At 73.1% G+C, this 15,362-nt stretch carries 14 protein-coding genes and 1 pseudogene; 5 read left to right on the forward strand and 10 right to left on the reverse strand.

Annotation, left to right across the window (positions count from 1 at the left end):
• The first annotated feature begins 69 nt into the window (after positions 1–69).
• A complete protein-coding gene (locus O7627_RS23190) occupies positions 70–2,484 on the forward strand; it encodes a family 43 glycosylhydrolase (RefSeq protein ID WP_278095597.1) in 2,415 nt (804 codons plus the stop codon).
• A 184-nt stretch (positions 2,485–2,668) separates the two neighbouring features.
• On the opposite strand, the gene O7627_RS23195 is transcribed toward O7627_RS23190, so the two are convergent.
• The 5 genes from O7627_RS23195 to metF form a co-directional block, all read right to left on the reverse strand.
• Positions 2,669–3,091 (reverse strand): hypothetical protein, encoded by a 423-nt coding sequence (locus O7627_RS23195; RefSeq protein ID WP_278095598.1) that lies wholly within the window; start codon positions 3,089–3,091, stop codon positions 2,669–2,671.
• Between the two features lie 11 nt (positions 3,092–3,102).
• Positions 3,103–3,360, reverse strand: a complete 258-nt coding sequence (locus O7627_RS23200) for a hypothetical protein (RefSeq protein WP_278095599.1) — start codon at positions 3,358–3,360, stop codon at positions 3,103–3,105.
• Positions 3,360–3,737, reverse strand: coding sequence for a DUF2089 domain-containing protein (locus tag O7627_RS23205; protein WP_278095600.1), 378 nt, complete (start codon positions 3,735–3,737; stop codon positions 3,360–3,362). Before O7627_RS23205 ends, O7627_RS23200 begins: the two co-directional genes overlap by 1 nt.
• Positions 3,738–3,911: 174 nt before the next feature.
• The gene (locus O7627_RS23210) at positions 3,912–4,589 is read right to left on the reverse strand and encodes a CDP-alcohol phosphatidyltransferase family protein (protein ID WP_278095601.1); all 678 of its coding nucleotides are present in this window, start codon (positions 4,587–4,589) and stop codon (positions 3,912–3,914) included.
• A gap of 38 nt (positions 4,590–4,627) precedes the next feature.
• Positions 4,628–5,545 carry a methylenetetrahydrofolate reductase [NAD(P)H] gene (gene metF, locus O7627_RS23215; protein ID WP_278095602.1) on the reverse strand — a complete coding sequence of 306 codons (918 nt, stop codon included), beginning with the start codon at positions 5,543–5,545 and terminating at the stop codon, positions 4,628–4,630.
• A 101-nt stretch (positions 5,546–5,646) separates the two neighbouring features.
• On the opposite strand from metF, the gene O7627_RS23220 reads away from it, so the two are divergent.
• Together O7627_RS23220 and mptB are read left to right on the forward strand one after the other, a co-directional pair.
• On the forward strand, positions 5,647–6,729 hold the full coding sequence (locus O7627_RS23220; protein WP_278095603.1) for a polyprenyl synthetase family protein: 1,083 nt from the start codon (positions 5,647–5,649) through the stop codon (positions 6,727–6,729).
• A 144-nt stretch (positions 6,730–6,873) separates the two neighbouring features.
• Positions 6,874–8,226, forward strand: a pseudogene (gene mptB, locus O7627_RS23225) (polyprenol phosphomannose-dependent alpha 1,6 mannosyltransferase MptB); the annotation flags it as partial.
• A gap of 478 nt (positions 8,227–8,704) precedes the next feature.
• Here mptB and O7627_RS23230 read toward each other — a convergent pair.
• From O7627_RS23230 to O7627_RS23240, 3 genes are read right to left on the reverse strand one after another with little or no spacing between them, the layout of a single operon-like run.
• Positions 8,705–9,082, reverse strand: a complete 378-nt coding sequence (locus tag O7627_RS23230; protein ID WP_278095604.1) for a lycopene cyclase domain-containing protein — start codon at positions 9,080–9,082, stop codon at positions 8,705–8,707.
• A complete protein-coding gene (locus O7627_RS23235; RefSeq protein ID WP_278095605.1) occupies positions 9,079–9,423 on the reverse strand; it encodes a lycopene cyclase domain-containing protein in 345 nt (114 codons plus the stop codon). Before O7627_RS23235 ends, O7627_RS23230 begins: the two co-directional genes overlap by 4 nt.
• A 5-nt stretch (positions 9,424–9,428) precedes the next feature.
• A complete protein-coding gene (locus O7627_RS23240) occupies positions 9,429–9,815 on the reverse strand; it encodes an Rv2175c family DNA-binding protein (protein WP_278095606.1) in 387 nt (128 codons plus the stop codon).
• 139 nt (positions 9,816–9,954) lie between these two features.
• Here O7627_RS23240 and pknB point away from each other — a divergent pair, with 139 nt between their 5' ends.
• Positions 9,955–11,952 carry a Stk1 family PASTA domain-containing Ser/Thr kinase gene (pknB, locus tag O7627_RS23245; protein WP_278095607.1) on the forward strand — a complete coding sequence of 666 codons (1,998 nt, stop codon included), beginning with the start codon at positions 9,955–9,957 and terminating at the stop codon, positions 11,950–11,952.
• Positions 11,949–12,809 (forward strand): deoxyribonuclease IV, encoded by an 861-nt coding sequence (locus O7627_RS23250; RefSeq protein WP_278098398.1) that lies wholly within the window; start codon positions 11,949–11,951, stop codon positions 12,807–12,809. Before pknB ends, O7627_RS23250 begins: the two co-directional genes overlap by 4 nt.
• 86 nt (positions 12,810–12,895) lie before the next feature.
• Here the strand turns inward: O7627_RS23250 and O7627_RS23255 are convergent, their stop codons facing one another.
• Positions 12,896–13,942 (reverse strand): GntG family PLP-dependent aldolase, encoded by a 1,047-nt coding sequence (locus O7627_RS23255; RefSeq protein WP_278095608.1) that lies wholly within the window; start codon positions 13,940–13,942, stop codon positions 12,896–12,898.
• Entirely contained in the window at positions 13,935–15,341 is a 1,407-nt protein-coding gene (locus O7627_RS23260) for a 3-deoxy-7-phosphoheptulonate synthase class II (RefSeq protein ID WP_278095609.1), read from the reverse strand. The genes O7627_RS23255 and O7627_RS23260 overlap by 8 nt, the downstream gene beginning before the upstream one ends.
• Positions 15,342–15,362 lie beyond the last annotated feature (21 nt).

Below are 15,362 nucleotides of genomic sequence, written 5' to 3' on the forward strand. Positions count from 1 at the left end.
AACAAAGATGGGGGTCGACTTTTGCCCCGTCCTCGTCCCTTCGTCCTGCCCGCCCCAGGAGGTCAGCACGTGGAACAACGCCTACGAACGCTCGCCCGCCGACGGGCCGTCGCGGTCGCCGCAGCCGGTGCCCTGGCGGCCGCGGGGCTGATCGCCCCGACCGCGCCCGTCCAGGCCGCCGAGGCGGATCTCATCGTCAACGGCGGGTTCGAGGAGGGCCTCACCGGCTGGTTCGCCAACAACGGAAACGCCACCGACAGCGCCACCCTCTCCCCCACCACCGACGCCTACTCCGGCTCGGGCGCGGTGCGGGTCACCGCCCGGACCACCACCGGATCCGGCCCGATGCAGAACCTCAGCGGCAAGGTCCAGGCCGGGCAGGCGTACACGCTCACCGCCCGGATCAGGTACGACAACCCGGCCGGGCCCGCGACCAAGCAGTTCTTCGCCACCATGCACTACGGGGCGGCCAGCTACACCAACCTGGTCAGCGTGACCGCGACGAAGGGCCAGTGGGCACAGTTCAACGGGACGTTCACCATCCCGGCCGGGCAGGCGGTCTCGACCGCCCGACTCTTCTTCGAGACGCCCTGGACCAGCACCCCGTCGACCGACCCCGACCTGCACCTGATGGACTTCACCCTCGACGACGTCTCGGTCGTCGGCGCCGCGCCACCCGCCCCGGCGTCGAAGACCATCGAGGTCGTCGGCAAGCTGCCCGGCGAGCACAACCCGTTGATCGGGCACAAGTTCGGTGCCGACGGGTTCGGCTTCGTGCACGACGGCCGGGTTTACATGTACCTGACGAACGACACCCAGGGGTACGCGCCCGACCCGGTCACCGGCGTCTCGCCAGGCATCAACTACGGCGACATCAACCAGATCACGGTGATCTCCTCCGAGGACCTGGTGAACTGGACGGACCACGGCGAGATCCAGGTCGCGGGTCCGGACGGCGTGGCGCCGTTCACGAACAACTCCTGGGCCCCCGGCATGGCCAAGAAGGTGGTCGACGGCGAGGAGAAGTTCTTCCTCTACTACGCCAACGGCGGCGGGTCCAGCAACGTGATCACCGGTGAGTCGCCGGTCGGTCCGTGGACCAGCGAGCGCGACAGCACGCTCATCGACGGCCGGACCCCGGGCGCCGAGGCGGTCGCCTGGAAGTTCGACCCGGCCCCGCTGGTGGACTCCGACGGCGAGGCCTACCTCTACTTCGGCGGCGGTCCCGCCGCGACGAACATGCCGCCGGCCGAGCGCTTCAACAACCCGAAGAACATCCGGGTGATCAGGCTCGGCGACGACATGGTCTCCACCGAGGGCACGGCCGAGGTGGTGGACGCCCCGGTGGCCTTCGAGGCGGCCCAGGTCTTCAAGCGCGACGGCAGGTACTACCTCTCGTACTCCTCGCACTTCGGCGGGAACGACTTCGGCGGCAACCAGACCCCGCTGCCCGGCTACCCCGGTGCCGGGCAGATCGGCTACCTGATCTCCGACGACCCGATGGACTGGCCGAAGGAGACCTACGCCGGCGTGCTGTTCCCCAACCAGTCGCAGTTCTTCGGCCCCGGCACCGGCGGCAACAACCACCAGTCGGTGTTCGAGTTCGAGGGCAGGTACTACTTCACCCACCACGCGCCGACGCTGAACAAGCGCATCAACGGCGACACCACCCAGGGCTACCGCAGCCCGCACATGCAGGAGCTGACCTTCAACCCGGACGGCACGATCCAGCAGGTCGTCGGCACCTACGCCGGGGTGGACCAGGTCCGCGACTTCGACCCGTACCGGGTGTTCGAGGCGGAGACCTTCGGCTGGAGCAAGGGCGTCGCGACCACCAAGGTCGACGGCGGATCCGACCAGTTCGGCGACTCGGCGCCGAACCTGGTGGTGCGCGACATCGACAACGGTGACTGGACTGCACTGTCTGCGGTGGACTTCGGCACCGGTGCCGGCGCCGTGACCGCGAAGGTGCGCCCGCTGGTGGCCGGCGGCCAGATCCAGGTCCGGCTCGACGAGGTCACCGCGCCGGTGGTGGCGACCATCCCGGTCGACGCGGAAGCCGGCGAGTGGACGGAGCTGACCGCCGAGTTGACCGGCGTCACCGGCGTGCACGACGTCTACTTCAGCTACACCGGACCGGCCGACACCGACCTCTTCGAGCTCGACTCCTGGTCGTTCACCGCCGCACCGCCGGCGCTGACCGTCTCGGCGACCGCCGAGATCCGCTGCTTCGGCCGGAAGGGACAGGTGCTGGTGACCGTCGCCAACGGCGACACGGTACGGCTGACCGGCTCGGTGACCTCGGCGGCGTACGGGTCGAAATCGATCGGGCTACAGCCCGGGGCGAGCAAGCCCCGGACGTTCCCGACCGGGGAGGCACAGGTCCCGGCCGGTGAGGTGACCGTCGAGGTCACCGGCCGCCGCGACGGCGCACCACTGACCACCACGCTGACCACGACGTACCCGGCCCGCTCCTGCGGCTGACCGGCGGCGGGGGCGGTCCGGCGGACGCGCCGGACCGCCCCCGTCTCGCTGGGCCTGTGCGCACGGAGCGCAGGGCCGAGCGGCTAGACTTCAAGCGGCAGTTCAACCGTGTTCTGCGGTAGCGGACGCGGCCTCGGGAGGGTGTTCCCGCACCCTCTCGGGGGTCCGTCCATCCGGACGGTGCCTACTCGCAGAAGATGCGTACCTTGGCATCGGGCTGATCAACCTCCACGGTCATCTCGTCGAGCTGATCCACGAGGTCCTCGAGCTGGTCGGGCTTGAGCTGCGTCAGGTCGACCGGCACACCCGACTTGTGCAGCTCGAGGTTGATCTTGCCGAGTGCCTGCGGCGGGACCAGGGCCGCCAGCTTCACACCGGCCCGCAGCAACTGCAGCGGCACCCGCATGTTGACCCGCCCCGACTCGCCGTCGTCCTGGGTGTCCACCAGCACCCGCAGGTACTTCGCCCTGCCCTTCGGCCGGGCGTCGGGGCTCGACGCGACGGGCGGCTGGTCCCGTTCGAGCGCGGCGATGAGTTGCTCCGCCTCCGCCGCGGTGATCTTGCCCTCGGCCAGCATGTCGAGGATGTCCTTACGCTCTTCGTTCATCAGAACCTCTCCTAACGGATGGCGACCAGCACGGCCGTGCGGCCCTGCCTGATGTCGACGCGGGTGCCGGACAACGCGGAGACGGTGCGCCAACCGGCGCCGAGTGCCCGCACCACGTCGACGCGGTACCCGAGGCAGGCCACGACCGCCGCCAGGACGGCCAGGACCACGATCGGCAGGAACACGAGCAGCACCGGGAGCATCGGAATCCAGATCCGGATGGGACGACCGCTCGCGCGGTCGACGCGCATGGTCACCAACTGCGGCATCACGTGCGGCCCTCCAGTTCGGAGAGCGCCTGCTGCGCGGTGATCTCACCGCGGCGCAACCGATCGATGACGTCGGCCCGCGACGGTGCCGGGTCGGTCTCGACAAAGTCGAGCAGCTTCGCGATCCGGTTCAGGCGTGACTTGATCGTCGGATAGCTCACCCCGAAGATCCGCTCCATCTCCTTGATGGAGCCGTGGCACCGCACGAACGCCGTGACGAAGACCTGGTCCTCGACGTTGAGCTGAGCCAGTTGCGGTAGCTCGAACTCGCCCTCGATCGCCACCCCGTTGCCCGCCATGCGCACCCGCTCAACGACGAACGGCTGCCCCCTGGTCAGGTTTGTCAGTTCCTGCCACTCCATTGCCCGCTCCGACATATCTCAAAGCATAGGTTCGCCACACCTTAAGATTCAAGAAGTTGATCTTAATTTATTCAATTCCGATCCCGCTGAGCGTTGCCAACCACCCGGACTGGCGAAGCCAGCTACCCCCGGCGAGATCAAGCTGTCGTGCCCTGCCCCGGAGACGGCTTGCGGCGCCGGCGAGCTGGTTCAGCGCAGCGTGCGGCGGACGGCGGCGAGGAGTTGCACCAGGCCGAAGGCGGCGAGCACCACCCAGACGGTGGTGGCCACCGTCATCGTGCCGGCGGCCAGCTCCGGCCGGATCAGGCCGGTCACCCCGGCGGCCAGCAGGCCGACGATGGCGACCGACACCCGGCTGGGGCGCTCCCCCATGGTCACCGCGCCGATCTCCTTCATCCCGGCGGAGACCGCCCGCGCCCGGACGTACTCGTGCAGCCAGGACAGCGCCCCGGCCGTGACCACCAGGGTGCCCGGCACCCCCACCAGCCAGAAGGCGAGCAGCCAGAACGCCTCACCGAGCCGGTCGGCGACCGAGTCGTAGACGTACCCGAGCCGGCTGGTCCGGCCGGTGACCACGGCCACCGCGCCGTCGGCGCTGTCGGCGACGGCGGCGAGCAGGATCAGCACCGCGCCGAGCAGCGGGCCGGACGGGCCGCGGGCCACCACCAGCGGGACGGCCGCGCAGAGCAGGGTGCCCAGCACCGTGACCGCCGTCGGCGAGACCCGCAACCGGCTCAGGACCGACCCCACCTCGTACGCCATCCGCAGCCAGCCGCGTACGGTCGGGGTCGCCTGCCGGGGGTCGAACCCGCCGTGCAGCCGCGCCCACGAGGCGGCGTACTCGTCCCAACTCAGCCTGGTGCCCACCGGGGATCAACCGTCGGACGGGCTGCCGGGTCGCGAATTCACACCCGCGCCCCCACCTGGAGGTTCTGCCAGACCTCGCGGGTGGCGGTGGACCGGTTCATGGTGATGAAGTGGATCCCCGGCACGCCCTCGTCGAGCAGCCGCCGGCACATCTCGCTGGCCTGCTCGATGCCGAGCCGGCGGACCGCTTCGGGATCGTCGGCGACCGCCTCGAACCGGGCGCCGAGCGCCTTCGGGAACGGGGCGCCGGAGAACTGCTCTGAACGCTCGATGGTGCGCAGCTGGGTGACCGGCATGACACCCGGCACGATCGGGGTGTCGCAGCCGGCGGCGGCCACCCGGTCCCGTAGCCGCAGGTAGTCGTCGGCGTCGAAGAACATCTGGGTGATCGCGAAGTCCGCCCCGGCCCGGCACTTGCGGATGAAGTACTCGGTGTCGCTGGCGATGTCCGGTGACCGGGGGTGCTTGTACGGGAAGGCGGCGACGCCGACGCTGAAGTCACCCGACTGACGGACCAGCCGGACCAGGTCCTCGGCGTACTCGACGCCGTCGGGGTGCGGCACCCACTCGGCCGTCGGGTCGCCCGGCGGGTCACCCCGGACCACCAGCAGGTTGCGGACCCCGACCCCGGCCAGCCGGCCGATGATGTGCCGCAGCTCGGCGACCGAGTGGTTCACCGCGGTCAGGTGCGCCATCGGCAACAGGGTCGTCTCGGTCGCGACCCGTTCGGTCACCGCGACGGTGGTGTCCCGGGTGGTCCCACCGGCCCCGTAGGTGATCGAGACGAACGACGGGCGCAGCGACTCCAGCTCCCGGATCGCCCGCCAGAGCAGCCGCTCACCCTCGGCGGTCTTCGGCGGGAAGAACTCGAACGAGAAGGTCGGCTCCGGGCCGCGAATCAGATCCCCGATCGACGGCTGGGAGTTACGAAGGACGGAAGGCAGACCAAGCGACACCCCACGACTCTAGACGGCCGGCCGGGCCGACCGGTGGACGTCCCACGCCTCGGCGGGGGCGGTGTTACCGGCACCGACCGGCCTACGACTAGCGTCGGGGCGTGACAAACGCCGCTCCCGTCTCCCCGGTGGACCGCGCCGACCTCCGGGTACGCATCGATCGGGCGCTGGCCGACTTCCTCGCCACCCAGCGCGGCTGGCTGGCCGGCGTCGACGACGCGCTGGCGCCGGTCGCCCGGTCGATCACCAGTTTCGTGCTCGGCGGTGGTAAGCGACTACGGCCGGCGTTCGCCTACTGGGGGTACCGGGGGGCCGGCGGCGCCGACTCCGAGGCAGTGGTGACCGCCCTCGCCGCCCTGGAGTTCGTGCAGGCCAGCGCGTTGATCCACGACGACCTGATCGACCGGTCGGACACCCGGCGCGGCGAGCCGGCGATGCACCGCAGGTTCGCCGCGCTGCACGACGAACGCGGCTGGGTGGGCGACGCGAGCGGCTTCGGTGACGCCGCGGCGATCCTGCTCGGCGATCTCTGCCTGGTCTGGTCGGACGGGCTGCTGCACGGCAGCGGGCTGGCCCCGGACGTGCTCGCCCGGGGACGGCCGGTCTTCGACGAGATGCGCACCGAGGTGACCATCGGGCAGTACCTGGACGTGCTCACCCAGGCCACTGGCGACATGTCGGTCGAGCGGGCCGGTCAGGTGGCCCGGTACAAGTCCGCGAAGTACACCGTCGAGCGGCCGCTGCTGCTCGGCGCCGCGCTGGCCGACGCACCGGCCGGGGTGGGCACCGCCTACTCCACCTACGGACTGGCCCTGGGCGAGGCGTTCCAGCTGCGCGACGACGTGCTCGGGGTCTTCGGCGACCCGGACCAGACCGGCAAACCGGCCGGCGACGACCTGCGGGAGGGGAAGCGGACGTACCTGGTGGCGGCCGCCTTCGAGGCCGCCGGTACCGCGGACCGGGCGCTGCTCACCCGTCGGCTCGGCGATCCGGATCTGGACCCGGCCGGGGTGGCCGCGCTCCGCGAGATCATCACCTCCAGTGGGGCACTGGACCGGACCGAACGGCGGATCGCCGGCCTGACCGACGCGGCGTTGGCGACGCTGGCCGGCGCCGACCTGGCCGACGAGGCCCGGCAGGTGCTGGCCGAGTTGGCGGTCGCGGCGACCCGCCGCAAGTACTGACCCCTCCGCATCGGCGCCACCGCGCAGCGCTGGACGGGCCGCCGCCGGGGCGCGCCCGGCGGGCCATCCGGCGGACACCGTCGGCTCATCGCCGGTCCACCCGATCGGCGTCGGGCCGTCACCGGTAGGTGCGACGATCGGCACGTGCGCGAACCCGATCCGGACGGGCGCGGGGCCGATCCGGACATACGCGGGGCCGGTCACGGCGGACGCGGGGCCGGCCACGGCGGACGCGGAGCCGATCGGGACGGATCCCGGACCGACCGGGACGGTGGTCCAGCCGGTCGTCCCGGCCGGTGGCGGATCGCGGGGCTCGCGGGGACCACCCTGATGGCCGTCGGCTCCTTCGGCGCGGGAGCGCCGCCCGGATCCGACCCCGGCGCCGCACTGCGCTCGGCCGGGCCACTCGCCGTCGCGCCGTCCTGGTGGCTGGCGCTGGCGGTCTGGGCCGCCGGGCTGCTGACCCTCTCCGGAGCCTGGTGGCGGCTGGGGCGGGCGGTACGCGAAACACCGGGGCCGGTGACCCTGCGCTGGCTGCTCGGCACGGCCGCGATCTGGACCGTTCCGCTGCTGGGCACGCCGCCGGTGGGCAGTCGGGACGTCTACGCCTATGCCTGCCAGGGCGCGCTCTGGCTCGACGGGGTCGACCCGTACCGCATCGGGGTGGTCGCCGGCGGGTGTCGGTGGGCCGACGCCGTGCCGACGCTCTGGCACGACACCACCACGCCGTACGGGCCGTTGGCGGTGGCGCTGTCCGGGGCGGCGGTCGCGGTCGCCCGCGCGGTCACCGGGTCGGCCGACGGCCAACTGCTCGTCGCGGTGGCCGTACTCCGGGCCGTCGCGCTCGGCGGTGGGTTGCTGATCGCCGGGTACCTCCCCCGGCTGGCCCGGTCGTGCGGGGTCGACCCGGTGGCGGCCACCTGGCTGGCGCTGCCGTCGCCGCTGGTCGCCATCCATCTGGTCGGCGGCGCGCACAACGACGCGCTGATGGTGGGGCTGCTGGTGGCGGCGCTGACCGTCGCCGCCGCGGCCCGAACGCCCACCGGCCGGGCCGGCGTCGGGTCCGCCGCGATCGCGGCCGGCGCGACGGTCGGCCTGGCGGCCGGAATCAAGATCACGGCGATGCTGGCGCTGCCGTTCGTCATCGCGCTGGCGACCCTGCGCCACCCGCCACCCGGCGCCGCCACGCCGGGCACCACAGCCACGCCGGGCACCACGGCGCCGACGGGCAGCGCGGCATGGACGGGCGGCCCGGCCGGTGCGGTGTTCGGCCGGACGGGTGCCGGCGTGCTCGCCGGCGCGGCCGGCGCGTTCGCGGCGCTGACCCTCGGCACCGGGCTCGACCTGGGCTGGCTCCGGGCGCTCACCGACACCGGCCGGCTGGTGCAGTGGACCTCGCTCCCCTCCGGGGTCGGCATGGCCGTCGGGTACGCCCTGCGGTGGGCCGGCCGCCCCGAGGCGATCGAGCCGGCCGTCCAGGTGGCCCGGGCGCTCGGGTCCGGGATGCTGCTCGTGGTCACGGCCGCCCTGGTCGGCCACGCCTGGCGCGCCACCCGGAACGCCCGGCGCTGGCCAACCCGCTCGGCGGCCGGCCGGCCGAGCCCGACAGCGGCACAGCCGGACCCGACAGCGGCACAGCCGGGCCCGACGGCGGCACAGCCGGACCGGACGGCGGCACGCCGGAGCGTGGTGGTGGGGTGCGGGGCCGCGTTCGCGGCGCTGGTGCTGCTCTCGCCGGTGGTCTACCCCTGGTACGGCCTGGCGGCGATCGCCGTCCTCGCCGCCGGCGTGGCGGGACGGCGGTGGCGGCGCCGGCTCGCGCTGGCGGTGCTCGCGCTCAGCCTGCTCGTGCTGCCCAACGGCCTGGGTGTCCCGGTGCTGACCAAACTGCCGGGTGCCCTGCTCGACCTGGCGCTGGTCACCGCCGCGCTGGTGGTAGCGGCGCGGCGGCTGATCCGCCGCCGGCGCAGCCCGGTCAGCCGCGCCGACGCCGGGACGACCGACGCCGGTCCAGCAGCCGCAGCAACGGGCTCCCCTGCCCCGCCACCGGCGTACGCTGCACACCCCGGCGGCCCAGCCAGACCCATACGGAGAGGGTCAGCAGGATCATCGCGAACCCGAAGAACAGGTCCTCGACGGGGGCGTAGACCACCCGCCACCCGATGATCGCCTCCGGCGCGTACCGGACGATCTGCCGGCCGGTCAGGATGCCGTTGGAGAGCAGCTGGAACCCGATGATGATCGGATAGGTGGCCCAGAAGACCGGCCGGAGCACCAGCCGGGTCCGCAGCACGAAGAGGTCGACGAGCACGGCGGCGACGACGCCGAGCAGCGCGGCGGTCGTGTAGCTCACCGGTCCGCCTCCGGCGGCTCGTCGCCGGCCGGCCAGCCGCGGACCGCCCGGACCGCCTCGAACCCGAGGATGGCGCAGAACGGCACGGCCAGGAAGAAGAGCACCTCGTCCAGGGGCAGCGCGCCGGGCAGCAGCACACCGGTGGTCTGCGCCGGGTCGAAGGTCCAGTGCCCGGCCGCGATCGCGGCCAGATCCCAGGCGCCGAAGACCACCAGGACGACCAGCAGGGTGAGCAGCAGCCGGCGCCACCGCCGCAGCACGTTGACCCGCAGCACCGGCTCCAGCCACAGCGCGCAGACCAGGCAGCCGGCCAGCACCGCCAGGTAGGCGAAGCGTTCCACGTCGGTCAGAACCCGAGGGCCTGGGCGCGGCGCTTGACCTCGCGGGCCCGGTCGCCGCCGAGCGCCGCCGCGGGCGTACCCGGCAGGCTGTCGTCCGGTTCGTACAGCCAGCGCAGCACCGCCTCGTCGTCGTACCCGGCGTCGTCGAGCAGGGTGAGCACCCCCGGCAGGTGCTTGCGGACGGTCTGGTTGGCGACCAGTTCGGCCGGCACCCGGCGTACCCCGTCCCGGCGGACCGCCAGCAGCTCGCGGTCGCGGATCATCTGGTGCACCTTGCTGATGGTCACGTCGAGCCGCTCGGCCACGTCCGGCAGGGTCAGCCAGCCGCTCGGTCCGGCCTGGTCGGGCGGCTCCGGGGAGGCGGGTGGGGAGGCGGGTACGGAATCGGTCACCCGATCACCCTGCCACGTCCGGTCCGGCCGCCGGCAACGCCCTCGGCGACGGGCCGACCGGCCGGCCGGGATTTCCGTTCGGCGTCGGCTGTGGCATCCTGTTCTGCCGCCCCCCTCTGGAGACATAGACTGCCTGCCGATGGACATACAGGTCGCCGACACGCTGCTGGGTTCCCTGATCGACGGGCGGTACCGGATCCGCGCCAGGGTGGCCCGTGGTGGCATGGCGACCGTCTACACCGCCGTCGACGAGCGGTTGGAACGCACCGTCGCGCTGAAAATCATTCATCCCGGCCAGGCGCAGGACGCCGACGGGCGGGTGGCCACCTTCCTCGCGCGGTTCACCGACGAGGCCAAGACCATCGCCCGGCTCACCCACCCCAACGTCGTCGCGGTCTACGACCAGGGCACCCACGGCGGCCTGCCGTACCTGGTGATGGAGTACGTGCGCGGTCGGACGCTGCGCGACGTCCTGACCGAGCGGCAGCGGCTCAACCCGGGTGAGGCGCTGGCGATCCTGGAGCAGATGCTCGCGGCGATCGCGGCGGCCCACCGCGCCGGGCTGGTGCACCGCGACGTCAAGCCGGAGAACGTGCTGGTCGCCGAGGCCCCCACCGGCGGCTCCGCGAACCTGGTCGACAGTGTGGTGAAGGTCGCCGACTTCGGGCTGGCCCGGGCGGTGGCGGCCAGCTCCGAGGCGGAGGCCGGCGGCCAGCTGATGGCGACGGTCGCCTACGTCGCCCCGGAGCTGGTGACCGACGGGCACGCCGATCCCCGCACCGACGTCTACGCGGCCGGCATCGTGCTGTTCGAGATGCTCACCGGTCGGGTGCCGTACGAGGGGGCCCGGGCGGTGGACGTCGCCTGGCAGCACGTGGACCGGGACGTGCCGACCCCGTCCACCCTCGTCCCCGGTCTGCCGCCGATCGTGGACGACCTGGTGGTCCGGGCCACCCGGCGGGATCCGGCGGCCCGCCCCACCGACGCCGGGGCGCTGCAGGCCGAGGTGCAGGTGGCCCGGGACGACCTGGGCAACGCCAACGCCAACACGGCTCTGCTCCGCCAGCTTCCGCAGACCCCGCCGCCGCCGGCGGACCAGCCGACCATGGTGGTCTCGGCGGTACGGCCGGCGGACCGGCCCACCTGGGCGCGGCTGCCGGAGGACGGGCCGAGGACCACCCCGCACCGCCGGCGCGCGGCCGCCCCGGGCGCGCTGTCCGGGCTGCCGGAGCGGCTGCGTACGCTGCGCGACCAGGTGCTGGCCGCGAAGCGCGGCCGCACGGTGCTGGCCGCCGCCATCGTGGTGCTCGGGCTGGTCGCCGGGGTCGGCGGCTGGTGGTTCGGCGTCGGCCGGTACACCGAGACGCCGCAGTTGGTCAACCTCTCCAACGCCGACGCGGTCGCCCGCGCCCAGCAGGCCGGCTTCACGATCGTCTACGGCGATCCCCGGTACGACGAAAACGTCGCCAAGGATGTGGTGCTCGGCCAGTCGCCCGCCTCGGCGGCGAAGATCCGCAAGGACGGCACGATCACTCTGGTGCTCTCCCTGGGTCCCGAGCGGTTCGAGGTGCCCGATGTGGTCGGCAAGCGGTTCGATCTGGCGCAGAGCGAGCTGGAGCAGGCGAAACTCGTGGTGAAGAAGGGGCCGGACCGGTTCGACGACAACCTCCCGAAGGGGGTGGTCATCGCCATCGACCCGGAGCCCGGCGCGGAGGTCAAGCCCGGCGACCAGATCACCGTGACGGTGAGCAAGGGGAAGGCACCGATCTCGGTGCCGAACCTGGTCGGGAAGAACATCAACGAGGCCCGCGCCCAACTTCAGCAGCTCGGGCTGGAGGTGGTCGAGACGTACAAGGACGACGACCGGCCGAAGGACCTGGTGATCGGGCAGAGCCCGGCGGACGGCACCGGCGTGGAGCGCGGCGCGGAGATCAAGCTGGAGGTCAGCAAGGGCCCGCAGGCGGTGGTGGTCCCCCGGGTGATCGACCTGCCCTGCGCCCAGGCTCAGCAGGTGCTGGAGGGTCAGCAGCTCACCGTCGCCGTGCAGTTCAACCCGAACGGCACGGTCCGGTTCCAGAATCCGCCGGAGAACTCGCAGGTGCCGGCGGGCACCCAGGTCGTCATCGGGTGTTTCTGATGGCACCTGACCGGCCGATCGGCTCGCACACCCCGGCCGGCGGCGGCCTGGCCCGGACCGCGCTGCCGTACGCCGACGCGGCCGGCGCCGAGGCGGTGCAGGTCTACGTCTCCAACTCCCGGGGGTGGGCGCTGCCGCCCGGGGATCCGGCGCAGGACACGGCGTTCCGGGCCGGCTGCGCCGACCGCGGCCTGGCCGTCTACATCCACGCGTCGCTGCTGGTGAACCTCGGTTCGCCGACCCCGGCGACAGTCGAGCGGTCGGTCGCCACGCTGGCGCACGCGCTGCGCCGGGGGGTCGCGATCGGCGCCGCCGGGGTGGTTTTCCACGCTGGCAGCGCGGTCGATCCGGCGTACTTCGACGCGGCCCTGCGGCAGCTGCGGGAGGTGCTGCTGCCGCTGCTGGACGACGCCGCCGAGCTGGCCGGGCCGATGCTGCTGGTCGAGCCGAGCGCGGGCGGTGGCCGGTCGCTGGCCGCCCGGGTGGAGCAGTTGGCGCCGTACCTCGACGCGGTGGACCACCATCCCTGGCTGGGTGTCTGCTTCGACACCTGCCACGCCTGGGCCGCGGGACACGACCTGGCCCGGCCGGGTGGCATGGCGCAGACCCTGGACGCCCTGGTCTCGGCGGTCGGTCCGGACCGGCTCCGGCTGATCCACGCGAACGACTCCCGGGACCCCTGCGGCTCCACCCGGGACCGGCACGAGACGATCGGCAAGGGCACCATCGGCGAGGCCGCCTTCGCCGAGCTGCTGGCCCACCCCGCCACCGCCGGCCGGCCCGTGATCGTGGAGACCCCCAGCGAGAAGCACCACGGCCACGCCGACGACATCGCCACCCTGAAACGACTGCGCTGAGCCGGCCGGCGCGGCGAGCCGCCGACTCAGGCGCGGGACCGCCAGCGTGGGAAGGCTCAGGCGCCGAACCTCCGGCGCGGGGAACGTCAGGCGCGGAGCAGGGTGGTGAGGACCTCGACGGCCCGGTCCAGGGCGGTGTCGTCGAGGTCGAGGTGGGTGACCAGGCGGGCGGTGCGCGGGCCCAGCACGGAGATGAGTACGCCCCGCTCCCGGGCCGCGGCGGCCAGCGCCGGCGCGTCCAGCGGCGACTTGGTCAGGTCCAGCGGCACGATGTTGGTGCGTACCGGCCCGGCCAGCACCCCGAACGGTCCCAGCGCGTCGGCCAGCCGGGCGGCCCGCGCGTGGTCGGTGGCGAGTCGGTCGAGGTGGTGCCGCAGCGCGTACCGGCCGGCGGCGGCGAGCACCCCGGCCTGCCGCATCCCGCCGCCCAGCCGCTTGCGGACCGCGCGGGCCCGCCCAACCCGCTCGGCGCTGCCGACCAGCAGCGAGCCGACCGGCGCGCCGAGCCCCTTGGAGAGGCAGACCGACAGGGTGTCGAAGAGCGCGCCGTAGCTGGCCAGCGGCACCCCGTCGGCGACGTGGGCGTGCCAGATCCGGGCCCCGTCGCAGTGCAGGCCGATCCCCGCGTCGTCGGCGATCCGGCGCAGGTCGCGCAGGGTGGCCAGCGGGATCACCGCGCCGCCGCCCCGGTTGTGGGTCTGCTCGACGGCGATCGCGCGGGTGGCGACCGCGTGGAAGCCGGCCGGGCGGACCAGGCCGGCGATCAGCTCCGCGTCCGGCTCGCCGCCCGCGGCGGGCCAGGTCCGCGAGGAGATGCCACCGTACGCCGCCGCGGCGCCGCTCTCGTACGTCACCACGTGCGCGTCGGCGTCGCAGAGCAGTTCGGCGCCGGGCGGGACCAGCACCTGCAGGGCCATCTGGTTGGTCATCGAGCCGGTCGGCGCGAAGACCGCCGCCTCGTGCCCGAACAGCGCCGCGACCTCGGCCTCCAGCGCGTTGACGGTGGGGTCCTCGCCGTACACGTCGTCGCCGACCTCGGCGGCGGCCATCGCCGCCCGCATCCCGGCGGTGGGTCGGGTGACGGTGTCCGACCGCAGGTCGACCGGGCCCGCCGGACCGGCCGGTTCAGCCACGGAGCATCTCGGCGACCAGGAAGGCCAGTTCGAGGGACTGCTGGGTGTTCAGCCGGGGGTCGCAGGCGGTCTCGTAGCGGTCCGGCAGGTTGATGTCCGCGATCGCCTGGGCGCCGCCGAGGCACTCGGTGACGTCCTCGCCGGTCAGCTCGACGTGCAGGCCGCCGGGGTGGGTCTCCAGGTTGCGGTGCACCTCGAAGTAGCCGAGCACCTCGTCGACGATCCGGTCGAAGTGCCGGGTCTTGTAGCCGTTGGAGGACTCGTGGGTGTTGCCGTGCATCGGGTCGCACTGCCAGACCACCTTGGCCCCGGCGGCGGTCACCTTGGCCACGATCGGCGGCAGCGTCTCGCGGACCCGGTGGTTGCCCATCCGGCTGATCAGGGTCAGCTTGCCGGGCACGTTCTCCGGGTTGAGCTTCTCGCAGAGCTCGATCGCCTCGTCCGGGGTGGTGGTCGGGCCGAGCTTGACGCCGATCGGGTTGGCGATCCGGGAGATGAAGTCGATGTGCGCGCCGTCGATCTGCCGGGTCCGCTCGCCGATCCAGAGGAAGTGCCCGGAGAGCCCGTACGCCCGGCCGTCGGAGACCCGGGTCAGCGCCCGGTCGTACTCCAGGGCGAGCGCCTCGTGCGAGCAGTAGAGGGTGACGGTGCGCAGCGCCTCCTCGTCGGTCATCCCGCAGGCCCGCATGAAGGCCAGCGCCCGGTCGATCTCGCGGGCGATCGCCTCGTACCGCTCGCCCGCCGGGGAGTTGCGGACGAAGCCCTTGTTCCAGTCGTGCACGGCGTGCAGGTCGGCCAGGCCGCCGACCAGGTAGGCGCGGAGCATGTTCATCGCGGCGGCCGAGTTCGCGTACGCCCGGATCATGCGCTGCGGGTCGGCGACCCGGGCCTCCGGCACCGCCTCCAGCGAGTTGATCATGTCGCCCCGGTAGGCCGGCAGCCCGCGCGCGTCGGTCGGCAGCGACCGGGGCTTGGTGTACTGGCCAGCGACCCGGGCCACCTTCACCACCGGCAGGGACGCGCCGTAGGTGAGCACGACGGCCATCTGCAGCAGGGTGCGCGCGTTGGCCAGCAGGTGGCTCTCGGTGTTGTCGGTGAAGGTCTCGGCGCAGTCGCCGCCCTGCAGCAGGAACGCCTTGCCCTCGCAGACCAGCGCCAGCCGCTCCCGCAGGTGGTCGACCTCGTACGGGGCGACCACCGAGGGGACGTTGTCGAGGATCTTGCACACCTCGGCGACCACGGCCGGGTCCGGCCAGGGCGGGGTCTGGGCGCGCGGCAGGTCCCGCCAGCGGTCCAGGCCGAGCGCCTCGTCCTCGGCGGAGGCGTCGGTGGGGCGGCTGGTCCGCAGGCCGGCGTTGCCCACGGCGGGGTAGCTCAACTGGTGCCACTCTTGGCGCATGAGGCAAAGCGTACGGCGACA

This window comes from Solwaraspora sp. WMMD1047 (assembly GCF_029626155.1).
In the GTDB taxonomy this organism is placed as follows: domain Bacteria; phylum Actinomycetota; class Actinomycetes; order Mycobacteriales; family Micromonosporaceae; genus WMMD1047.